19 protein-coding genes are annotated in these 22,585 nt (G+C 69.6%); 9 read left to right on the forward strand and 10 right to left on the reverse strand.

Translation table 11 applies throughout. From position 1 onward, the window contains the following. The first annotated feature begins 166 nt into the window (after positions 1-166). Positions 167-1,519: a M14 family metallopeptidase gene (locus OO68_RS25410; protein ID WP_033311254.1), complete on the forward strand. Its 1,353-nt coding sequence runs from the start codon at positions 167-169 to the stop codon at positions 1,517-1,519. Here OO68_RS25410 and OO68_RS25415 read toward each other — a convergent pair. From OO68_RS25415 to OO68_RS25435, 5 genes are all read right to left on the reverse strand, one after another. Then, positions 1,516-2,067 carry a hypothetical protein gene (locus tag OO68_RS25415; RefSeq protein ID WP_033311255.1) on the reverse strand — a complete coding sequence of 184 codons (552 nt, stop codon included), beginning with the start codon at positions 2,065-2,067 and terminating at the stop codon, positions 1,516-1,518. The two genes, OO68_RS25410 and OO68_RS25415, sit on opposite strands and share 4 nt — an antisense overlap. A 65-nt stretch (positions 2,068-2,132) precedes the next feature. Then, the gene (locus tag OO68_RS25420) at positions 2,133-3,650 is read right to left on the reverse strand and encodes a GntP family permease (protein ID WP_033311257.1); all 1,518 of its coding nucleotides are present in this window, start codon (positions 3,648-3,650) and stop codon (positions 2,133-2,135) included. 102 nt (positions 3,651-3,752) lie between these two features. Continuing rightward, positions 3,753-4,163, reverse strand: coding sequence for a RidA family protein (locus OO68_RS25425; protein WP_033311259.1), 411 nt, complete (start codon positions 4,161-4,163; stop codon positions 3,753-3,755). Then, positions 4,160-4,921, reverse strand: a complete 762-nt coding sequence (locus tag OO68_RS25430) for an IclR family transcriptional regulator (protein WP_033311261.1) — start codon at positions 4,919-4,921, stop codon at positions 4,160-4,162. Before OO68_RS25430 ends, OO68_RS25425 begins: the two co-directional genes overlap by 4 nt. Next, entirely contained in the window at positions 4,918-5,952 is a 1,035-nt protein-coding gene (locus OO68_RS25435; protein WP_033311264.1) for a sugar kinase, read from the reverse strand. Before OO68_RS25435 ends, OO68_RS25430 begins: the two co-directional genes overlap by 4 nt. A 133-nt stretch (positions 5,953-6,085) precedes the next feature. Here OO68_RS25435 and OO68_RS25440 point away from each other — a divergent pair, with 133 nt between their 5' ends. After that, on the forward strand, positions 6,086-7,363 hold the full coding sequence (locus OO68_RS25440) for an amino acid deaminase (RefSeq protein WP_033311266.1): 1,278 nt from the start codon (positions 6,086-6,088) through the stop codon (positions 7,361-7,363). Between the two features lie 13 nt (positions 7,364-7,376). Beyond that, the gene (locus tag OO68_RS25445) at positions 7,377-8,990 is read left to right on the forward strand and encodes an N-acyl-D-amino-acid deacylase family protein (protein WP_033311268.1); all 1,614 of its coding nucleotides are present in this window, start codon (positions 7,377-7,379) and stop codon (positions 8,988-8,990) included. Positions 8,991-9,015: 25 nt separating this feature from the next. On the opposite strand, the gene OO68_RS25450 is transcribed toward OO68_RS25445, so the two are convergent. Both OO68_RS25450 and OO68_RS25455 read right to left on the reverse strand, forming a co-directional pair. Beyond that, on the reverse strand, positions 9,016-9,942 hold the full coding sequence (locus tag OO68_RS25450) for a S1 family peptidase (protein ID WP_033311269.1): 927 nt from the start codon (positions 9,940-9,942) through the stop codon (positions 9,016-9,018). 162 nt (positions 9,943-10,104) lie between these two features. Beyond that, positions 10,105-10,914 (reverse strand): hypothetical protein, encoded by an 810-nt coding sequence (locus tag OO68_RS25455; RefSeq protein ID WP_051814802.1) that lies wholly within the window; start codon positions 10,912-10,914, stop codon positions 10,105-10,107. Between the two features lie 126 nt (positions 10,915-11,040). On the opposite strand from OO68_RS25455, the gene OO68_RS25460 reads away from it, so the two are divergent. The 4 genes from OO68_RS25460 (at position 11,041) to OO68_RS25475 (ending at position 18,447) form a co-directional block, all read left to right on the forward strand. Further along, entirely contained in the window at positions 11,041-12,252 is a 1,212-nt protein-coding gene (locus OO68_RS25460) for a pyridoxal phosphate-dependent aminotransferase (RefSeq protein ID WP_033311273.1), read from the forward strand. 131 nt (positions 12,253-12,383) lie between these two features. Further along, positions 12,384-12,803 (forward strand): SCO4983 family protein, encoded by a 420-nt coding sequence (locus OO68_RS25465; protein ID WP_033311274.1) that lies wholly within the window; start codon positions 12,384-12,386, stop codon positions 12,801-12,803. A gap of 509 nt (positions 12,804-13,312) precedes the next feature. Continuing rightward, the gene (locus OO68_RS25470; protein ID WP_403551816.1) at positions 13,313-16,543 is read left to right on the forward strand and encodes an RHS repeat-associated core domain-containing protein; all 3,231 of its coding nucleotides are present in this window, start codon (positions 13,313-13,315) and stop codon (positions 16,541-16,543) included. Positions 16,544-18,219: 1,676 nt separating this feature from the next. Next, entirely contained in the window at positions 18,220-18,447 is a 228-nt protein-coding gene (locus tag OO68_RS25475) for a hypothetical protein (protein ID WP_157852751.1), read from the forward strand. 35 nt (positions 18,448-18,482) lie between these two features. Here OO68_RS25475 and OO68_RS25480 read toward each other — a convergent pair whose 3' ends face one another. Then, the gene (locus tag OO68_RS25480) at positions 18,483-18,674 is read right to left on the reverse strand and encodes a DUF397 domain-containing protein (protein WP_033311277.1); all 192 of its coding nucleotides are present in this window, start codon (positions 18,672-18,674) and stop codon (positions 18,483-18,485) included. A gap of 1 nt (position 18,675) precedes the next feature. Then, positions 18,676-19,530 (reverse strand): helix-turn-helix domain-containing protein, encoded by an 855-nt coding sequence (locus tag OO68_RS25485; protein ID WP_033311279.1) that lies wholly within the window; start codon positions 19,528-19,530, stop codon positions 18,676-18,678. Positions 19,531-19,688: 158 nt separating this feature from the next. Between OO68_RS25485 and OO68_RS25490 the strand changes: the two genes are divergently transcribed. Both OO68_RS25490 and OO68_RS25495 read left to right on the forward strand, forming a co-directional pair. Then, positions 19,689-19,889, forward strand: coding sequence for a hypothetical protein (locus OO68_RS25490; RefSeq protein WP_033311281.1), 201 nt, complete (start codon positions 19,689-19,691; stop codon positions 19,887-19,889). Then, on the forward strand, positions 19,889-20,326 hold the full coding sequence (locus OO68_RS25495; RefSeq protein WP_106974413.1) for an ATP-binding protein: 438 nt from the start codon (positions 19,889-19,891) through the stop codon (positions 20,324-20,326). Before OO68_RS25490 ends, OO68_RS25495 begins: the two co-directional genes overlap by 1 nt. Positions 20,327-20,530: 204 nt before the next feature. Here the strand turns inward: OO68_RS25495 and OO68_RS25500 are convergent, their stop codons facing one another. After that, the gene (locus tag OO68_RS25500) at positions 20,531-22,360 is read right to left on the reverse strand and encodes a phosphoenolpyruvate carboxykinase (GTP) (protein ID WP_033311283.1); all 1,830 of its coding nucleotides are present in this window, start codon (positions 22,358-22,360) and stop codon (positions 20,531-20,533) included. Positions 22,361-22,585: the final 225 nt, after the last annotated feature.

Consider the following 22,585-nt stretch of genomic DNA (forward strand, 5'->3'; position numbering starts at 1 on the left):
ACACCTGTGGGTGTACTTCCGCCGGGACACCTCGACCGGGGTGCCGCACGCGTACACTGCGCGGCCGCTTTCAGTCTTGACCTGGTCATGCCATTGGCAGAACGATGTGCGCCACCCGCACCACGTACGTCGCACGGAACAACCCCACCTCCCACAAGGAGATTTCATGCGACTTCGCATACGAGGCTCCGGTGCCCGCACCGGCAGACGCACCGCCGCCCTGGCCGGCCTCCTCGCCCTCGCCCTCGCGGCGCCCCTGTCCGCGACGTCGGGCGACGCCACCGCCGACAGCGCCCGCAAGCCGGCCGCTTCCGCCGACGACGTCCGGCAGTACGAGATCCATCTGCACTCGACGGCCAAGGACCGCACGGCACTTCAGCGGGCGGGCGTGACCGTGGACGAGGTCCACGGACACGGCGTGGTGGTCTCCGGCCGCGCCGGCCAGATCAAGAAGCTGCGCACGCTGGGCTACGAGGTCACCCGGCTCGGCGCGGTGCCCGACCGGTCCGCCGGCGAGGACGACGTCCGGCTCCTCGACTTCCCGTCGGCCGACTCGAAGTACCACAACTACGCGGAGATGACGAACGAGATCAACTCGATCGTCTCGGCCAACCCGTCCATCGCGAGCCAGCGCGTGATCGGCAAGTCGTACCAGGGCCGGAACATCGTCGCCATCAAGATCAGCGACAACGTCGGCGCCGACGAGTCCGAGCCGGAGGTGCTGTTCACGCACCACCAGCACGCCCGCGAGCACCTGACCGTCGAGATGGCGCTCTACCTGCTGCGCGAGCTGACCTCCGACTACGGTTCCGACTCACGCGTCACGAACATGGTGAACAACCGCGAGATCTGGATCGTGCCGGACATCAACCCGGACGGCGGCGAGTACGACATCGCCACCGGCTCGTACCGCTCATGGCGCAAGAACCGGCAGCCCAACTCCGGTTCCTCGTACGTCGGTACGGACCTGAACCGCAACTGGAACTACCGCTGGGGCTGCTGCGGCGGCTCCTCCGGGTCGACCTCCTCGGACACCTACCGGGGGACCTCGGCGGAGTCCGCGCCCGAGGTGAAGGTCGTCGCCGACTTCGTGCGCAGCCGGGTCGTGGGCGGCAAGCAGCAGATCAGGGCGGGCGTGGACTTCCACACCTACAGCGAGCTGGTGCTGTGGCCGTTCGGCTACACGTACTCCGACACGACGACCGGGATGACCGCGGACGACCACGCGGCGTTCAAGACGGTCGGCCAGAAGATGGCCGCGAGCAACGGGTACACGGCGGAGCAGTCCAGCGACCTGTACATCACGGACGGGTCGATCGACGACTACCTCTGGGGTGCGCACAAGATCTTCGGCTACACCTTCGAGATGTACCCCCGCTCCGGTGGGGGTGGGTTCTACCCGCCCGACGAGGTGATCGAGCGGGAGACCTCCCGTAACCGCGACGCGGTGCTGCAACTGCTGGAGAACGCGGACTGTATGTACCGGTCCATCGGAAAGGAAGCGCAGTACTGCGGTTAGCCCGCGGCCTGCTCTTCCTTTTCCTCGCCCTTTTCCTCGTCCTCTTCCTCGAAGTAGGCGTCCAGGACGGCGTCCAGCTGCGCGTCCCACTCCTGGAAGCGGCTCCTGGCCGGCGCCTCGATCTCGATCGGGTACCAGCGCCGGTCAGGGGTGTGGACGGTGACGGTGTACCGCTTGCCGAAGCGGGCGGTCTCCGTCTCGACCGCGCCGATCTCGTCCCAGCGGAACTCGCACTCCTGGTCGTCCAGGGACAGGCGGACGCCTCTGTGGTCGGCGACCATCCTGGCGCGGCGGTCGGACGCCTCGAAGACGGGGCCGTCGGCGTCGGCTTCGGTGTCCTCCTCCGGCTCGGAGGGGGACACCCCGGCCGGCTCCTCCGACTCGGCGGCGGGCTCTTCGGCGTCCTCGGCGTCCGCGACCTCAGGCTCCTTCTCCGGCCCGTCCTCCTCCGTCCGTCCGGACGCGGGTGACGTGAGCCCGGGGATGAAGGCCGGGTCGAATCCGGCGCCTTCCAGGGGCTGGCTGCTCGAACCTATGCGCTGCTCCACAGGGGAGCAGTATGGTCGAGAAACCTGTGCGGCACACAGTCGACCCCGACTTCGTTATCAGACGCCTACACGAACAGGCTCAATACCGCCGCCACCGCGAACCCCGCCACCGACAGCACGCTCTCCAGCACGGTCCAGGTCTTGAGGGTGTCCCGTTCGCTGATGCCGAAGTACTTGGCGACCATCCAGAAGCCGCCGTCGTTGACGTGCGAGGCGAAGATGGAGCCGGCCGAGATGGCCATGATGACCAGGGCGACGAAGGCCTGGGAGTGGTCGCCCTCGGAGAGCAGCGGGGCGACGATGCCGGCCGTGGTGACGATGGCGACCGTCGCCGAGCCCTGGGCGACCCGCAGGACCACCGAGATCAGGTAGGAGAGCACGAGCACCGGCAGGCCCACGTCGTCGAACGTGTCCGAGAGGGCCTGGGCGACGCCGCTGGCCTTGAGGACCGCGCCGAAGACACCGCCCGCGCCGACCACCAGCAGGATGTTGCCGACCGGCTTGAGGGACGCGGTCGACACCGTCTCCAGGGACTTGCGGGACCAGCCGCGGCGGATGCCCAGCAGGTAGTACGCGAGGAAAAGGGCGATCGTCAGCGCCACGAACGGGTTGCCGAAGAACTCGATCACCGAGCGCAGCGATGGGGGTACCCCCTGCTCGGAGCTTGTCGGAGAGCCTGGGGGAGGGTCGAGGGCGATCGAGGAGAAGGTCGCCGCGAGGATGAGCACCAGCGGCGTGCCGATGATGGCGAGGACCGTGCCGAGGGACACCGGCTGCTCGCTGGGCGCGACACCGGCGGCCCGCTGCTCGTCGACGACCGCCTGCTTCGCCTCCTCCGCCGCCTCGACCATGTCCTGGGGCACGGGGACGAAGATGCGGCGGCCGATCCACGCCGAGTAGGCCCACGCGGCCACCACGGCGGGCAGACCGCAGACGATGCCCATGAGGATGACCCACCCGAGGTCCACCTTGAGGAGACCGGCCGCGGCGACCGGGCCGGGGTGCGGCGGCAGGAAGGCGTGGGTGACGGAGAGGCCCGCGAGCAGGGGCAGGCAGTACAGCAGGATCGACTTGCCGGAGCGCTTGGCGGCGGCGTAGACGATCGGGGCCAGGACGAAGATGCCGACGTCGAAGAAGACCGGGATGCCGAAGATCAGGCCGGTCAGGCCCATGGCCAGGGGCGCGCGCTTCTCGCCGAACAGTCCGAGCAGACGCTTCGCCAGCACCTCGGCCCCGCCGCTGACTTCGAGGATCGCGCCGAGCATGGTGCCCAGGCCGATGATGATCGCGACATGGCCGAGGATGCCGCCCATGCCCGACTCGATGGTGGAGACGGCGTCCGACTTCTGGACCGTGCCGAAGAGTTCGGTGACGGACAGCCCGGCGGCGAGGCCGACGGCTATGGAGACCGCCAGCAGGGCGACGAACGGCTGGAGTCTGGCCTTGATGATGAGGAACAGCAGCAGCAGGATGCCGAGCGCTGCGGTGAGCAGGAGTCCGGCGGTGCCGTCGACCAGGAGGAGGAGTCCTCCGGTGTGGGGTGGGGTCTCGGCAGGGGCGGACGCGGCGAGCGGATGGGACATTCGGGGGTCCTCTACGTAAATGCATGCGGCTTCTGGGTAGGGGGGAGCACGGCGCGGCGCGTGGAGCGGCGCCGCGCCTCGACAACGCGGGGTGGGGGTGGGTCAGCCGAGGACGGCCAGGGCGTCGATCTCGACGAGGAGGCCCGCGGGGAGACCGACGTAGACGGTCGTGCGCGCGGCGGGCGGCTGGGTCAGGCCCTGCTCTTCGAAGTACGCGTTGTAGATCTCGTTCATCTCGGCGAAGTGGGCCACGTCCGTCAGGTAGACGCGGATCATCATCACGTCGTCCCAGGAGGCGCCGCCCTCTTCGAGGATGGCCTTGACGTTGGCCAGCGTCTGGAGGGTCTGCTCGCGCAGGGTCGGCCCGGCGGGGGTGGGCGCCTTGCCCTCCTCGGCGGGCAGGAAGCCGACCTGGCCGGCGACCTGGAGGATGTTGCCCTTCTTCACACCGTGGGAGAACTTCGCCGGCGGGGTGGTGTGGGTCTTCGGGGTGAGCGCGGTCTTGTCCGTCATACGGTGCCCTTCACTGGTGTTCTGCCGGAGTACTCCCCGCTGATGGCGTCCGCCGTACGGCGCACCAGCGGCAGGAGGGTGAGGAGTTCGTCGGCGGTGACGACGACGTTCGGCGCGGAGACCGACATCGCGGCGACGACCCGGCCGTCGGCGCCGCGGACGGGCGCCGCGACGCAGTTGATGGACTCCTCGTGGCCGCCGAGGTCGGTGGCCCAGCCCTGTTCGCGCACCTTCTCCAGCTCCCGCAGGAACGCGCCGGCGTTGGGTGTCGAACGGGACGTGTAAGTGGGGTAGTCGAGCTTCTCCGCGACCGCCCGCCGCTCGTGCTCGGGCAGGTCGGCCAGCAGCAGCTTGGCGACCGCGGCGACGGTGATGGCGACGGGCTTGCCGATGCGGGAGTACATCCGCACGGGGTAGCGGCTCTCGACCTTGTCGATGTAGAGGACCTCGTTCTCCTCGTACACGGCGAGGTGCACGGTGTGCCCGCAGGTCTCGTTGAGGCGGACCAGGTGGGGATGGGCGATCTCGCGGACGTCGAGGTTCTCCATCGCCTCCTGGGCGAGGGCGAAGAGCCGGGCGCCGAGGCGGTAGCGCTGGTCGGACTGGCGGTAGACGAGCCCGTGCTCGTGCAGGGTGCGCAGCAGGCGCAGCGCCGTGGACTTGTGGACGCCGAGGCGGTCGGCGACCTGCCCCAGGTCGGCGGGGCCCTCGGCGAGCAGCGGCAGGATGCTGAGCGCGCGGTCGACGGTCTGGCTCATGGCGTACGTACCTCCTCGGCGGCCCGCTGTGTCTCCTCGGTCCAGCCCGGGCCGAGTCGCAGTCTCCCCCATGCCGCGTCGTCCAGGGCGACGAGCCGGTCGGCGTGGTCCCGGGCGGGCGGTGAGGCGAGGTCGCCGGGCACGGTCAGCGCGGCGGCGGCCATGAGGTGACCGTGCCGCAGCCGGTCCCGTACGGGCAGCGCGCGCAGGGTGGCGGAGAGGAACCCGGCGGCGAAGGCGTCCCCGGCACCGACGGCGGCGACGACGTCGACCCGGGGTGCCGGGACGAAGGTGACGTCCCGGCGCTCGAAGACGGTGGCTCCGGCGGCGCCCTGCTTGACGACCAGCACCTCGGGTTCGGGGAGGGCGGCGCGGACGGCGTCGGGGCTGTGCAGTCCCCAGGCCTCGTCCTGCCCGACGAACACCAGGTCCGCGCCCCGGGCGAGGTCGCGCAGCACCGCAGGGGCGTCCGTGTCGCGCCACAGGCCGGGACGGTGGTTGACATCGAAGGAGACCAGGGGCCGGCCGGGGCGGCGGGCGGTCAGGGCGCGCATCAGACCGAGGCAGTCCGGGGACAGGGCGGCGGTGATCCCGGAGAGGTGCAGCACGCGCCCGGAGCGCACCGCCGCCGGGTCCACCGTGTCGGCGGACATCGCCGAGGCGGCCGATCCGGCCCGGTAGTAGGCCACCTCGTGGGCGTCGCCGGCCCGGTCCCCCGCCGTGCGGAAGTAGATGCCGGTCGGACGCGTCGGATCGCGCCGTACGGACGCGACGTCGACGCCGTAGGACCCGATCTCCTCGACGAGGTGGTCGCCGAAGCCGTCGGCGCCGACCGCGCTGACCCACCGCACGGAGTGCCCCGCCGCCGCCAGCACGCACGCCACGTTCGACTCCGCCCCGCCGATCCCCCGCTCGAAGGACGGCACGTCGGCGAGGCGTCCCGGCCGGGAGGGCAGGAACGTGACCATGGACTCGCCGAGCGCGACGACGTCCACGACGTCGGGGGCGTTGCAGGGTCCGGTGGGGGTCACGATGCTCGTAGCTCCTCGGCGCTTCGGTGGGTGGCGGTTTCATTGACCGGCGGTGGCCGAGATGTTAGACAGCGTTGAGCGACATACGCAATGAAGGTTGCAAGCACTGCAACACCGCTGATCAGGAGGCTCCATGCCAGCCGACACCGCCGCCGAGTCCCTCGCACGGCTCGCCGCCGAGCGCGTCGACCACCGCTTCAAGGGCCTCCCGCCGGACGCCGACGGGCTGACCGTCGCCGAGCTGGCCGGCCAGCGCCGCAACCTCTTCACCGGCGGCTTCGCGACGCCCGTGCTCGCGCTGTCCGCCGAGCGCCTGGAGCACAACCTGAAGCTGATGGAGACGTACGCGGCCCGGCACGGGCTGGCCTTCGCGCCGCACGGCAAGACCTCGATGGCCCCGCAGCTGTTCCAGCGGCAGATCGAGCACGGGGCGTGGGGCATCACGCTGGCCGTGCCGCACCAGGTGCGGGTGGCGCGGGCCTTCGGGACGCGGCGCGTGTTCCTCGCCAACGAACTGGTCGACGCGGCGGCCCTGCGCTGGATCGCGGCCGAGCTGGACGCCGACCCGCGGTTCGAGCTGGTCTGCTACGTCGACTCGGTGCGCGGGGTCGAGCTGATGGACGCCGCCCTGCGGGGTGCCACGCGCCCGGTGGACGTCGTGGTCGAGCTCGCCGCCGGGGAGGGCGCCCGGACCGGGGTGCGGACGGAGGCGGAGTGCGCGGCGGTCGCCGACGCCGTGGCCGCCAAGCGGACGCTGCGGCTGGTCGGCGTCGCGGGTTACGAGGGCGAGGTGCCCAAGGCCGACACCGAGCGGGTGACGGCGTGGCTGCGGCGGCTGGTCGCGCTCGCCGCCGACTTCGACGAGGCCGGGCGGTTCGCCGGCCTGGACGAGATCATCGTCAGCGCGGGCGGCAGCGCCTGGTTCGACGCGGTCGCCGAGGTCTTCGGGGAGATCCCCGAACTGTCCCTTCCCGTACTGAAGCTGCTGCGCTCGGGCGCGTACGTCTCGCACGACGACGGCCACTACCGCAAGCTGACCCCGTTCAACCGGGTCCCCGAGGAGGGCGCCCTGGAGCCGGCGTTCCGGCTGTGGACGCAGGTGGTGTCACGGCCGTCGGCCGAGCAGGCCTTCGTCAACGCGGGCAAGCGGGACGCGGCCTACGACCTCGACCTGCCCTTCGCGCAGGTGATCCGCCGGGACGGCGCCGAGCGCCCGGCCACCGGCGTGTCCGTGACGGCCCTGTCCGACCAGCACGCCTGGCTCGCCACCACGCCGGAGGCGGATCTGCAGGTCGGCGACTGGGTCGGGCTCGGGCTGTCCCACCCGTGCACCTCGTTCGACAAGTGGCAGCTGATCCCCGTCGCCGAGGCCGACGGCACGGTCGTCGACTACGTCCGCACGTTCTTCTAGGAGGCCGTCAGCGATGGAAGAACTCGTCATCCGGGACGCCGACGTCGTCGACGGCTCCGGCTCGGACTCCTACCGGGCCGATGTCGTGGTCGACGGCGGCCGGATCGTGGGAATCGTCAAGGAGGCCGCGGCGGCCGGCTGCCAGCGGCCGAAGGCGCGCCGGGAGCTGGACGCCGAGGGCCTGGTCCTCTCCCCCGGTTTCGTCGACATGCACGCCCACAGCGACCTGGCGCTGCTGCGCGACCCCGACCACAGCGCCAAGGCCGCGCAGGGCGTCACCCTGGAGGTCATCGGCCAGGACGGCCTGTCGTACGCGCCGGTCGACGACCGCACGCTCGGCGAGGTGCGGCGGGCCATCGCCGGGTGGAACGGCCCGGGTGACGACATCGACTTCGACTGGCGGTCGGTCGGCGAGTACCTGGACCGGCTGGACCGCGGGATCGCGGTGAACGCGGCCTACCTGATCCCGCAGGGCACGGTCCGGGCGCTCGCCGTCGGCTGGGAGGACCGCCCGGCCACACCGCGGGAGCTGGACCGCATGCGGCAGGTGGTGGCCGAGGGCATGGAGCAGGGCGCCGTCGGCATGTCCTCGGGACTGACGTACACCCCGGGCATGTACGCGCGGGACGCCGAACTGACCGAACTGTGCCGGGTGGTGGCGTCGTACGGCGGCTACTACTGCCCGCACCACCGCTCCTACGGCGCCGGGGCGCTCCAGGCGTACGAGGAGATGGTGGCGCTCACCCGGGAGGCGGGCTGCTCCCTCCATCTCGCCCACGCGACCATGAACTTCGGTGTGAACAAGGGCCGGGCACCCGAGCTGCTGGCCCTGCTGGACGAGGCGCTCGCGGCCGGGTCCGACATCAGCCTCGACACGTACCCGTACACACCGGGCTGCACGACGCTGGCGGCCGTGCTGCCGAGCTGGGCGAGCGAGGGCGGCCCGGAGGAGACCCTCCGGCGGCTGGCGGACCCCGGCATCGCGGAACGCGTCCGCCACGACCTGGAGGTCACCGGCTCGGACGGCTGCCACGGCGTGCCCGTCGAGTGGGACACGATCGAGATCTCGGGCGTGGGCGACCCGGCCCTGGCCGATTTCGTCGGCCGGACGGTCCAGGAGTCGGCGGACCGGCGGGGCGAGGCTCCCTGGGAGACCGCGCGCGGCCTGCTGCTGGCCGACCGGCTGGCCCCGACGATCCTCCAGCACGTGGGCCACGAGGAGAACGTCCGGGAGATCATGCGCCACCCGGTGCACACCGGCGGTTCGGACGGCATCCTCCAGGGCGCGAAACCCCACCCGCGCGCCTACGGCACCTTCCCGCGCTACCTCGGGCACTACGTCAGGGAGTTGGGGGTGCTGTCGCTGGAGGAGTGCGTCGCGCACCTCACGTCCCGCCCGGCGGCCCGGCTGAGGCTGGCGGACCGGGGGCTGGTCCGCGAGGGATACGTGGCCGACCTGGTCCTGTTCGACCCGGCGACGGTGGCGGCGGGCTCCACCTTCGCGCAGCCGCGCACGCTCCCGACGGGCATCCCCCACGTCCTGGTCGACGGCCGGTTCGTGATCGAGGACGGCCGGCGCACCGACGTGCTGGCGGGCCGGGCGGTCCGCAGGACTCCTCCCGCGTGACCGCCCGGCCGGCACCCTGCCCGCCTTACGGCTTGGGCAGGGTGCAGCCGCTCGCACTCAGGTCGAGCTTGCTGTCGATCCCGACGCAGGCCGGGATCCCGTAGGTCTGCTGGGCGTAGTTGATGCCCTTGCGGACGGTCACGGTGCCGTTCGCGTCGACCTCGCAGGGGTTGTTCACCGTGCAGCGCTCACCGTCCTCGTTGCCGGTGTTGTTGATGGCGACGACCTTGTTGGTGGCCTGGTCGACGACGGGCGAGCCGGACGTACCGCCGATGGTGTTGCAGGCGGAGGTGTAACGGACCGAGTCCTTCCAGGTCCAGTCGCCCTCCTTCAGGGTGGGTACGAACCCGTCGATGGTGCAGCTGTAGATGCGCTTCCAGTAGCCGGAGGGGATGCCGATGGCGGTGCCGGCGACCGGGTGACTGTCGCTCAGCGTCAGCGCGTTGATGTTGTACGAGCTCTTGATCTGCCCGTACGTGGTGGTCAGCTGGTACAGCGCGACGTCCGTGTCGGTCATCGTGCCGTAGGCCAGCTTGGCGGCGCGCAGGGTGGCGACGCGCGAGCCGGAGGCGTTGAGCAGGCTGAAGGTGCGGCTGGACGCCTTGTCGACGAGGACCTCGCCGGGGCCGGGGAACCCGGACTCCAGGCAGTGGCCGTTGGTCATCACGAGCGCCGGGTCGTTGTCCTCGGCGTCCGGCATGCGGACGACGGAGCCGGAGCAGTTGCTGAGCGCGACGGTGCCGGCGAAGTTCACGGCCTTGGCCTGAGGGCCGCGGAGCCCGGACAGCGTCTGCTCCACGGACGTGACCACGCCGGAGACGGCGGAGGTGGCCGAGCCCGTGTCCGCGGCCTTGCCGACGCCCGTGGGGGCGGCATCGGCAGCGGTCGCGGGGGCCGCGCCGGCCCCGGCTATCGCCAGGGCGCAGAACGCGGCGGCGAGAGGTTTTCTCATGGGGGGTCCCCTCTTGCGACGGAGGCGACCGGAAATCCTCCGGCCGCCTGCACGATTGTCATGTGCATTGTGATCGCGCAAAGGGGGGCGGCACAAGAACCTGTTCCACAACCGGAATCCCGGCGTCCTGTCCGACCCTACTCAACCGCCCTCACGGGCCGGTCACTTGGGTCCCTTGGTGCCGCCAGGACCGTGTCCGGGTTTCCCGTCGGGCCTGCCGGGGGCAGAGGCCGTGGGGGTGGGGGTGGTGCCAGTGGGGGCGGTGTCCGTCGGGGCACCGCTCGTGGGGCCGGGGGCCGGGGGCGGGGCGCTGCCCGTGCCGGACGCGGAGGGGGTCCGGCCCGCTTCGGAGGACGGCGACGCGGACGCCGGGCCGGACGGCTCGTCAGAACCACCCGGCCCGGCGACGAGTGGAGCGTCGGAGGCCTCGGCCGGACGCGACGCCCCGCTCTCCGCCGTCGGCGACTCCCCCGCCGTCGGGCCCGTGCGGCCGCCCTCGCCGTCCCGCGTCCCGCCGGAAGGCGACCCCGAGAGGGCGAACCCGGCGATCAGGGCGACCGCCGACGCGGCGCCCACGGCACCGGCGGCGACCGCCGCGCGGCGCGCGAGCCGGGGAGCCGGCCTGCGCCGGGCCCGGTGTCCCCCACCGGCCCGGCCCCGCCCCGGCACCACGGGCAGCTCGCGTGTGTCACCGGCGCCGTCCGCGCCGCCCAGGCCGGCGGGGGGCGGGCCGCCGGGGTACGCCCGTGTGGCGCCCGCACCGTCGGCGGGGTGCGCACCGGGGCGGGAACCGCCCGGGTGGCCGACACTGCCGTCCCTCGTGTCGTACACGTCCTGCCATCCGTGCGCCGCCGCCGGATCCGCGTACGCGTCGTAGACGGGGGGCGCGGCGGCTTGCGGCAGGTACACGTTCGGCGCGCCCTGCTGCTCGCGACCGGTCACTCCGTCGGCGTAATCGAATGGCTTGAACATGGCGGCGAATTCTAGGGACCGAAGGTGCTGGTGGGACAGCGTGCGGCGATATCGCCCCAAATAGCCGCGTCTCACGTGGCGGAAAACACGACCCGGCAGCCATTACCGGGCCGTAAGCTCCCACACATGCAGGTGATCCAGTCGACCAAGCTCGCCAACGTCTGTTACGAGATCCGGGGCCCGGTTCTCGAGGAGGCGATGCGCCTGGAAGCAGCAGGGCACCGCATCCTCAAGCTGAACACCGGCAACCCGGCAGCGTTCGGCTTCGAGTGCCCGCCGGAGATCCTGGAGGACGTCCTCCGGAACGTGTCGTCGGCACACGGCTACGGAGACGCCAAGGGCCTGCTGGCCGCACGCCGGGCCGTCGTGATGCACAACCAGACCCTCGGCATCGAGACCGACGTCGAGCACGTCTTCATCGGCAACGGCGTCTCCGAGCTGATCGTGATGGCGATGCAGGGCCTGCTGGACGACGGCGACGAGGTCCTCGTGCCCGCGCCCGACTACCCGCTGTGGACCGCCGCCGTCTCCCTGTCCGGCGGCACCGCCGTGCACTACCGCTGCGACGAGCAGGCCGACTGGATGCCGGACCTCGCCGACATCGAGCGCAAGGTCACCGACCGCACCAAGGCGCTCGTGATCATCAACCCCAACAACCCGACGGGGGCCGTCTACGACGAGGCGATGATCAAGGGTCTGACCGACATCGCCCGCCGGCACAACCTGCTCGTCTGCTCCGACGAGATCTACGACAAGATCCTCTACGACGGGGCCACGCACACCCCGACCGCCGCCGTCGCCCCCGATCTGCTCACCCTCACCTTCAACGGCATGTCGAAGGCCTACCGGGTCGCCGGCTACCGGGTCGGCTGGATGTCGATCTCCGGGCCGCGCGCCCACGCCGACTCCTACATCGAGGGCCTGACGATCCTGGCGAACATGCGCCTGTGCGCGAACATGCCCGGGCAGCACGGAGTCGTCGCGGCGCTCAGCGGACGCCAGACGATCAACGACCTGGTACTGCCGGGCGGACGCCTGCGCGAGCAGCGGGACACGGCGTACGAGCTGCTGACCCAGATCCCCGGCGTGACCTGCGTGAAGCCCAAGGGGGCGCTGTACCTCTTCCCGCACCTCGACCCCAAGGTCTTCAAGATCAAGGACGACCGCCGCATGGTCCTGGACCTGCTCCGGCGCGAGAAGATCATGGTCGTCCAGGGCACGGGCTTCAACTGGCCGGAGCCGGACCACTTCCGGGTGGTGACCCTGCCGACGGTGGGAGACCTGACCGACGCCATAGGGCGGATCGGCCACTTCCTGGACGGCTACAGCCAGGCCTGATCCCGCCCGGCCGCGCCACACCGACTGCCCGCTCACGCTATGTGTGCGGGCAGTCCGGTTTTGTGAAGAACTCAACTTTAGACGAAATCTAAGCTAGGATGGTTTCCTGTAAGAACTCAGGAGGCCTTCCCATGTACGAACCGATCCGTACCAAGTCGGTCCACAGCACGGTGGACGGCCCCAACCCCGACTTCCCCCACCGCTCCCGCGAGGAAGAGCTGGACATCCAGCTCGCGGGCCACCTCGCCGCCCTGCTCGCGGTCACGGACGAGCTGCGCGCGACGGAGCCCTCGGCCGACCTGGACACGGCGGCGGAGCGGCTGGCGGAGCAGGTGGGCCGGCTGCGCGGCGGGCGCACCCCCGTGCGGGCGGCGACGAGCGGCCGACGCGAACGCGGCACCGCAGCCCTGCACCGGCGGGCGCACGCCCTGGCGGGCCGCGCGCTGGTCGTCGCCGCCTCCCGGGCCGACACAGCGGCCGCGATCCTGGCCGCCGAGCGGATGGACGCCCACTCGGCGGCTCTGGAGCCGCGCGAACTCGCGTCCCGCTGAGCCCTTCGGGGCTCCCTCACACGGCCCCGGTCCGCGCGCACCCGCAGCGACGCGCGGACCGGGAGCCACTAACCACTCCGTGAGGGCCATCGGGCACCCCCGCCCGATGGCCCTCACGCCTGTTGCGCACCAGCACCCGATCGCACCGGCTGTCGGCCGCCGGCGATGGGTATCGGTCAACGTACCCCTTACAAGTCGGGATAGAACCGCGCATTCCGCCAAGCCACACGGCAGTTGAGGTCGTATCGCCCTGGTTTGGTGCGAGGAAGCGGCGGGGCTGATTCCAGCCCGCATGCGAAGGGCCTTCAGGGGCACGCCGTCTCGAATTGTGCGCTTCTTGTGACAACTTGTGTGGCTCAGGTGACCGAATGGGTCACCGGTTCTGACTGTCTGTCTGACTTCCGTGGGGGAAGCTGATGCATTCACGTGCGCAGAGCACGTCCCTGTGGCGTGCCCGAAGAACACACAGAACCGCTCTCCTGTCCGCGCTCACGACCGCCGCCGTGGTGCTGTCGGCGGCACCGGGGCTGGCGGCGACGCCCAAGCCGGACTTACCGGAGCCGGAGAGTCCGTGGACGCGGCCGACGAAGGTGGAGGCTCCCGCGACTCCGGCCGGATCGGTCAAGGCACCGGAATCGCAGGCGGAGGCCGAGCCGTCGGCCGAGGTCGCCGCTTGGCGGGCGGCACAGCGGGCCCGTACTGCGGGCGGCAAGGCCGGCTCCGAGCGTGCGGCGGCCGCCGCCGAAGCCATCCCGTTCGTACCCGAAGGGCAGGGCCAGGTGCCCTGGCACCGGATCATCGACACCCGCCTGAACGACGCGCTCGTGGCGCGGGTGAACCTGTCCAACGGCAATCTGATGCTCGCCGCGACCGACTTCGACATCGCCGGCGTCGGTCGGAAGCTGCAGCTGACGCGGACGTACAACTCCCTGGAGGCGCCCTGGGGGAAGGTGTCGCAGCGTTGGTGGCAGGCGTACGAACGCTATCTCCAGTTCGGTGACGGGCAAGTGATCGTCTACGACGCCACCGGCGACGCCTTGCGCTTCAAGGAGACGTCCACCGGTGGCTACACCACGCCGACGGGCTACTCCAAGGACCTGAAGAAGAACGCGGACGGCACCTACACCCTGACCGACCGCAAGTCGGGCTCGAAGGACACCTTCGACGAGCATGGCACGCTGACGAAGGTCACGGACAAGAACGACGGCACGATCACGGTCGCCCAGCACGACGAGGGCGGCGAGCACAAGGGCTTCAAGCTGACCGAGACCCGCTCGGGCCGGTCGATCGATCTGGTGAAGACGAACGCCAGTCAGTGGCAGGCCAAGGACCACACGGGTCGCACGGCGGTGTTCGACCTGGACCCGGCGGGCAACCTGGCGAAGGTCACCGACACCGACGGCAAGGCCACGGCCTACGCGTACGACTCCTCGCGCCGCCTGACGAAGGTGACCACGCCCGAGGGCACCGTCACCCTGTTCACCTACGACGACCACAGCCGCGTCACCTCCATGCAGCGTGCCACCGAGGTGACCAGCGGCGGCCACATCGGTCCGACCTGGCGCTACGACTACACGGCCGCCACCCCGTCTGAAGCGGGTACGACGACGGTCACCGACCCCGAGGGCGACGAGACGCAGCACGCCCACAACGCGGACGGCGAGGTCACCAAGGTCACCGACCCTCTGAACCACTCCCGGCACGCCAAGTACACCAACCACCTGCTGCAGACCGCGATCGACGCCATGGGCACGGGAGCGGACGGCACCGGCGGCAACACCACCACCTACGGCTGGGACGGCCGCAACAACGCCGTCTCCCAGAAGCTCCCGCTCGGTGCGACGGCGTCCGTGACGGCCTACCAGACCGTCGCCGGCACGGACCTGCCCAACGACTTCACCAGCGCGGACGGCCGCAAGGACACCTTCAAGTACGACACCAACGGCAACACGATGTCGGTCACCACGTCCGGCACCGCCGGCGGCACCCGCGAGTACACCTACAACAAGGACACCCCGACCTGCGGCGGCTTCGAGGGCCAGCGCTGCACCGCCAAGGACGCACGCGGCAAGGTCACCTCCTTCGAGTACGACACCAAGGGCAACCTCAAGAAGGTGACCCCGCCCGCCCCGCTGGGCACGACGACCTACACCTACGACGCGCTCGGCCGGGTGGAGACCGTCACCGACGGACGCGGCATCAAGACCGTCTACGTCTACGACAACCGCGACCGCGTGACGAAGGTGTCCTCCACCAACGCCACGGTCACCTACGCCTACGACGGCGACGGCAACGTCAGGACCCGCTCGGACGCCTCCGGCACCACGGGCTGGACCTACGACAAGCTCAACCGCGAGAGCGTCCGCACCCTGCAGAACGGCGCCCAGACGGCGCTGGCCTACACCCCGGGCGGCGAGGTCGACCACTACATCGACCCGACCGGCAAGACCGACTACACCTGGGACAAGGCCGGCCGCCTGGACTACCTGACCGCCCCGGACGGCAAGAAGACCGACTTCGACTACGACGACAACGACAAGCGCACCAAGACCGTCTACCCCGGCGGCACGACGCAGTCGGTGACGATCGACGACAACGGCCGCCCCGAGGCCATCAAGACCACCTCGGGCACGACCACGCTGATCGACCTGACCTACGGCTACAAGAACTCCGCGGGCAAGGACACCACGAAGATCCGCACCCGCACCGACAACCTCACCAAGTACAAGACCACCTACGACTACGACTCCCAGGACCGCCTCCGCTACGCCCTGGAAGCCGACTCCGCGGGTGCCCGCAAGGCGTCGTGGCTCTACTGCTGGGACAAGGCCGGCAACCTCACCAGCCAGGACGGCACCAAGAACGCCTGCCCCGGCGGCACCACCTACACCTACGACGACGCCTCCGAGCTGACCGGCAAGAACGGCTCCACCACGGGCTGGTCCTACGACAAGATCGGCAACGAGACGGCGGGCGCGAGCACCACGGCTCGCACGAACGAGACGTGGACGGACTACAGCCAGCTCTCCGCCATCACCGCGGGCGGCAAGAACTACGACCTGGTCCACGCCGGCACGGACAACTCCGAGCGCACCAAGCTGGGTTCGACCTGGTTCCACCACACCGCGTTGGGCCTGGCCTCCACGACGACGAACGGCGTGGACACCGGATTCATCCGCGAACCGGCGGGCACCTTGAACTCCATGACGACTGGGGGGAAGTCCTACTACTACCTCACCGACGCCACGGGCAACGTCCTCGGCCTGGTCGACGACACGGGCAAGCGCACGCACACCTACGCCTACGGCCCCACGGGCCTGCCCCGCGGCACCACCACCGAGGCAGTCCCCCAGCCGCACCGCTACGCGGGCACGTACCTGGATCCGACCGGCCTCTACAAGATGGGCCACCGCTACTACGACCCGTCCCTCGGCCGCTTCACCCAGCCGGACCCGTCGGGGCAGGAGAGCAACCCCTACCTGTACGCCGCCGGCGACTTCATCAACAACACCGACCCCACAGGACTTTTCAGCCTCTCCGACGCTCTCGATACAGGGGAGAAGATCTTCAGCGCTGCCACCGGGTGTCTTGCCGGGATCGGCGCTGCGGGTGAAACCGGAATCCTCACAGCGGCGACGGGCTTCTTCGGAGCGCCAGGTGGCGTGGCGGCCGGGGCCCTCGCCTGTGGCGTGGGTGCAGGGTCAGCTTTGATCGGGGCAGACATCATCTCCTATGGGTGACAAGCGCATGAGAGGAATCAGGCACTGAGGCAACGAGAACAACAGGAAGCGTCGTCGAGTGATGGATCCGTCTCCGGACAGTCGACGACGGCGCTTCCTGCCCAGTCCGTCCGTCACGGAACGTAGAAGAGAAGGGTGCGATTTCCATGAGCCCGGCCACAAAGTTGACACTGTTCGTAGTAATCGGCACCGCCTTCGGACTGTTCTGCATCATCCTGGGCGTTCTCAATCAAAACTATGTACTCGTGGGAGCTGGAGTTCTTGCCGCTCTCGGAGGGCTGGCCCTCACCACCATGGCCTTTGCCCGCCGAAGGCAAAGTAGGTAAGAGCGCAGTCGATGGATTTCTCCGGCCCGCTAAGCTCGCACTCACCCTTCTTGACGGCCAGCGGTAACTACGTGGACAAGGTGCAGCGTTGCCCGAGTGCTGATCATCGAGGGTGTAGCCCTTTTGATCGTCAGCAGCTTGGTCTGGCTGGTCGGGCGACGCCGAACTTAGGCGACGACTTCGTCGTGGCCTCGACGGAATTGTGTGTCGAGGCCATAGTGGTGGGGCGCTGCCACACGGCGCAGCCACCTGATGCGCAGCATTGAGGAGTGAAATAGCGCTGGACAGCAAGTCCCAGAGCACGCTGGTAATCGGCCTCATTATCCTGATCCTTACAGGCCCATTCGTAATATCTCGGGTGGACTGGGGCACGGCAGACATACTCTGGCTCGTCGTATGGGGTGGAGTTGTCGGAGTGCTCGCCCACCCCGTCGCCGTCCTGTGGAATCGCCACACCACCAACCGACGAGGACCGACCAGCTGACACGAGCGAGTGTGAGCGGCGACAGCAGCGAAGGGCGGCGGTCTCGGCTGGGAAGGGGCGTTGGGATGAGAAGGAGGGACGTGTCGATGGGCGATGCGATCAGTGCAGTGCGAATTTTCTCGGCGGTTCTCTTATTCGGCGGAATATGTGCGTGCATGTCTGGAACACTTACTGGCGACACCGTGCCTATCGTGCTCGGAGTGATCGCAGCAGCAGGCGGAATAATTCTGACGGTCCTCGCCCTCCTGGCCCATCGAAAGACCCGTTCCTGACAGGGTGATTTGAAATTCGAGACGGCGGAGCGCGAGCATTACCGCCGGCACGAACGAGACGTGGACCGACTACGGCCAGTTCTCCGCCATCACCGCAGGCGGCATGGGCGGCGAGCTCGTCCGCGGCCCCCGGGTCGAGGCCCGGGCGGACCACTCCGAGCGCACCGCGCTGGGTTCGATGTGGTTTGGACACTGGAATCATCCGCGAACCGGACGGCCCCGCAACCCCCTTGCCTAAAGAGAGCAGGGTTCTTGAAGTGAATGGAAAACGAAAGCTGAAGATCTTCGTCGCTGTCAGCGGCGTGGTGTCAGTCGCCGCTCTTGTTCAAGGGTTTCTCACTGACGGATCCGGAAAAGTAACACTCATTGCGCTGGGCGCTCTGGGGATCGTTGGCATCGGAATGCTCACGTATGCCATGCAGGACCGAACGGGACGGAGACGGAATGGATAGGACCCACCCACCCTCCTGACCGCCGGATTCGTCGGCGAACCGGCGGGCACGTTGAACTCCGAGATGACGAGGGGGAAAGGCCCGCCACGCGGAGAGTCTTCCTTCTCACCCTGGCAGCTCTGGGGGTGGCGTCGCTCCTCATATGAACGATCGGGATCCGCAGCAAGGCCAGGGGAAACAGCTGATGCCCGTCAGCCAGGCCAAAAAGCTGACGCTGTTCGTGGTCATCGGCGGCGCATTCGGACTGTTCTGCCTCGTCCTGGGCGCTCGCGAACAGAACCCTGTGCTCATGGGTGCCGGAGCACTTGCCGGTCTCGGCGGGCTGGCGTTGGCCTTCATGACCATGGCACGCCGGAGACCGAAGAGATGAAGCCACCGACTCCGCCCTTCGCGGAGCCGATGGAGTCACGCAGCAGGTGCCGACTTGAGGGACGTGACGAAAGACGTCCAGGCCGGGGCCGTGATGGTGAGGACCGGGCCGTGGGGAGCCTTGGAGTCACGGACGGGGACGACGGCGGTGTGGGCGTCACAGACCTCGAGGCAGTTGCCGCCGTCCCCGTTGCTGTAGGTGCTCTTGCGCCAGACCGCTGTGCTCAAGTCACGTGCTTTTTTCGCCATTTCGGTCATCCTCAGCCGCTTGCTCGATCAGGGCGAGGGACGCCTCCGGGGGCAGTGCGGCGGCCCTCAGCCGATCGTATGCCTTGCGGTACTGCTTCACGAGAGCCGGATCGTCGATGGTGTCCCCGCTGTACTGCGCCTCCGTGTAAACCAAGGGTGGGGCGTCCGGGAAGGTCATGACCATGGCCGAGCCCAGCATCAGCGGATGCGCCCCGCAGTTCCACGGAAGGATCTGGGGAACGATCCGGCGGCGTCGCGCGAGTTCCGCGATGCGCTCCCACTGTGCGGCGCTCCGCTCCGGCGGCAGGATCGGTTGCCGCAGCAGCGACTCCGGCAGGATCACCCAGTACTCCGGGGTCTTGTGGTCGTCCTCGAGCAGCCGGGCCCGCGCCAGCCTGGCGGTCACCTTCTCCTCCACGTCCTCGTCCGGTGCCAGGGGATGAGCGGATCGGGTCACCGCCCGCGCATACGCCTCCGTCTGCAACAACCCCGGCACCAGCGTCGGGCACCACTCCTCGATGGTCTCCGCGTGCTGCTCCGCCTCCAGCACCCGCTCGAAGTAGCTCGCGTGCCCCCGTCGTTTCGCGCGTCGCACGTCCTCGCAACGCCGCCTGAAGAAACCGTCCGTGCCGAGCATCCTGTCCACGTGCTCGGCGAGTTCCGCCGGCATCCGGCGCGTGCCCCGCTCGATCTCGCTGAGGTGGCTCGGGCCGTAGAAGCTGCCCTCGACGAGTTGCTGGAGGGTGAGGCCCGCCTCCTCCCGTTTCCAGCGCAACTCACTGCCGTAGAAGGTCGGGACGCCCGTCGAACCGTCGATGTCCTTGCGCTGACCCATCGTTCACCGTCCTTGGTGTGCCGTTACCGCCCGCTACCGCACCCCGCACCGCGTACGCGCAGTTCAGGCGCGGGATGCTGATGGACTGTCACGCTACGGCGGGCGGCGGCAGAGTGTGAGGGGTTCGTCACACAGCGCACTGGAAGGTGTGAACCCCCATGCACAGCCCCGCCGAAGCCGACGCCTGCGTCGAGGAGTTGCGAGCCGCGCTCGCCGCGCACGGCATCACCCTGCCGTCCCTCGGACTCGATCTACCGGCTCTCGCCTCCCGGCCCGCGCGGCCGCTGATCACGCTCGGTGCCTGCAATCTCCTCACCGCGCAGGCCCTGACCGCAGCTCTCCGGCGGGGTACCGCGTGATGCGGCCCGTGATGACGCTGGAGTTGCTCGCGGCCTCCAGCGAGGTGTCCTGCGTACGGCGGGCGCTGCGCTCGTACGGGACCGACGTGCAGCTGTGCGCGAGCGAGCTCGTCACGAACGTGGTCCGGCACGTCGGGGAGGCCGTCCCCGTCACGGTGCGGGTGTGGCGCGAGGAAGGCGGGCGGATCCGGTTGGGGGTCAGCGATCCCGACCCCCGGGTGTTGCCCGTTCTGGTCGCGGGCGTCGGCACCGAAGCCGAGTCGGGGCGCGGGCTGGCACTGGTGGACGCACTGGCCGTGCGGTGGGGCGTGGAGCAGGAGGCCGCTCGTAAGACCGTGTGGTGCGAGCTGTACACCGATACCCCGAAAACGCCCGAGCGCCCCGGTCGACGTAGGCCGTCAGCCGGGGCGCTCGGTCAGTCATCGGCACGTTCGTGAGCCCACCTGGGGGCCGTGCCGAAGCGGGCGGGAGGGGGCCGGTCGCCGCCGGTTTCCGTCGGGGCGGACGGAGGACGCGGTGACCGGCCCCGGACCCCGCACGCCGTTGTACGGGTCCCGCCAGTCGGTTCCGCGGCCGGCCGTGACGATGTTGCTGGTCAGGGCACTCTCGGTTCCGGCCGGCCGCGGAGTTCGGGGGTGGGCTCAGCCCAGGCGCTGCACCAGCGCGCGGTACTGGTCCCACAGTTCCTTCGGCGTGTGATCGCCGAAGGTGTTGAGGTGCTCGGGGACCAGGGCGGCCTCCTCGCGCCAGACCTCCTTGTCGACCGTGAGCAGGAACTCCAGGTCGGACTCGGCCAGCTCCAGGCCGTCGGTGTCGAGGGCCTCCTTGGTCGGCAGGACGCCGATGGGGGTCTCGACGCCCTCGGCGGTGCCGTCCAGGCGCTCCACGATCCACTTCAGGACGCGGCTGTTCTCACCGAAGCCGGGCCAGACGAACTTGCCCTCGTCGTCCTTGCGGAACCAGTTGACGTAGTAGATCTTCGGCAGCTTGGACTGGTCCTTGTCCTTGGCCACGTCGACCCAGTGGGCCATGTAGTCGCCCATGTTGTAACCGCAGAACGGCAGCATCGCGAACGGGTCGCGGCGCAGCTCGCCGACCTTGCCCTCGGCGGCGGCGGTCTTCTCGGAGGCCACGTTGGCGCCGAGGAACACACCGTGGTTCCAGTCGAAGGACTCCGTCACCAGCGGCACGGCGGTGGCGCGGCGGCCACCGAAGAGGATCGCCGAGATCGGCACGCCCTTGGGGTCCTCCCACTCCGGCGCGATGATCGGGCACTGCGAGGCCGGGACGGTGAAGCGGGCGTTGGGATGCGCGGCCGGGACACCCGACTCGGGCGTCCAGTCGTTGCCCTTCCAGTCCGTCAGGTGGGCCGGGGTCTCCTCCGTCATGCCCTCCCACCACACGTCGTTGTCGTCGGTGAGGGCGACGTTGGTGAAGACGGAGTTGCCCCAGAGCGTCTTCATCGCGTTGGCGTTGGTGTGCTCACCGGTGCCGGGGGCGACGCCGAAGAAGCCGGCCTCGGGGTTGATGGCGTAGAGGCGGCCGTCCTCGCCGAAGCGCATCCAGGCGATGTCGTCACCGATGGTCTCGACCGTCCAGCCGGGGATGGTCGGCTCCAGCATGGCGAGGTTGGTCTTGCCGCAGGCGCTCGGGAAGGCGGCGGCGACGTACTTGGCCTCGCCGCGCGGCGGGGTCAGCTTGAGGACGAGCATGTGCTCGGCGAGCCAGCCCTCGTCACGGGCCATGACGGAGGCGATGCGCAGGGCGTAGCACTTCTTGCCGAGCAGGGCGTTGCCGCCGTAGCCCGAGCCGTAGGACCAGATCTCGCGGTCCTCGGGGAAGTGCGAGATGTACTTGGTCTGGTTGCAGGGCCAGGGGACGTCCGCCTGGCCGGGCTCCAGCGGGGCGCCCAGGGTGTGCACGGCCTTGACGAAGAAGCCGTCGGAGCCGAGCTCGTCGAGGACGGCCTGGCCCATGCGGGTCATGGTTCGCATCGAGACGGCGACGTACGCCGAGTCGGTGATCTCCACGCCGAGCGCGGACAGGGGCGAGCCGAGCGGGCCCATGCAGAAGGGCACGACGTACATGGTGCGGCCACGCATCGAGCCGCGGAACAGGCCGCCCTGGCCTCCGGCGCCCTGGAAGATCTCCCGCATCTCGGCGGGAGCCTTCCAGTGGTTGGTCGGGCCGGCGTCCGCCTCCTTCTCGGAGCAGATGAACGTCCGGTCCTCGACGCGGGCGACGTCGGTGGGGTCGGAGGCGGCGTAGTAGGAGTGGGGGCGCTTGATCGGGTCGAGTTTGCGGAAGGTGCCCTTCTCGACGAGCTCCTCGCACAGTCGCTCGTACTCGGCCTCGGAGCCGTCACACCAGACCACGTTGTCCGGCTGCGTCAGTTCAGCGATCTCGTTGACCCACGAGATCAGCTCCTGATGGGTGGTGGGGACGGTGGGAGCCGCGATATCGCGCGCCACGATTGCTCCTAAATGAGGGATTTTTTGTGATGTGGAGGCCCCGTGGGGGCTGCGACCCGGATGCTTCGGTGGATCTTGGCGCTCATCCGGTGCCGACCGCACTCATTTGATCATCCGACGTACGCGCCCATCTGTCCAGAGGAGCGCACAGGTGAGCAACGTGAGGCTCGCCACGGTTTCCGCGCGTCGCTTTACGTGCACGTTGCGTTCACATGGCAGTCCGTT

The sequence above is a fragment of the Streptomyces iakyrus genome, assembly GCF_000717055.1.
Lineage (GTDB): Bacteria > Actinomycetota > Actinomycetes > Streptomycetales > Streptomycetaceae > Streptomyces > Streptomyces iakyrus.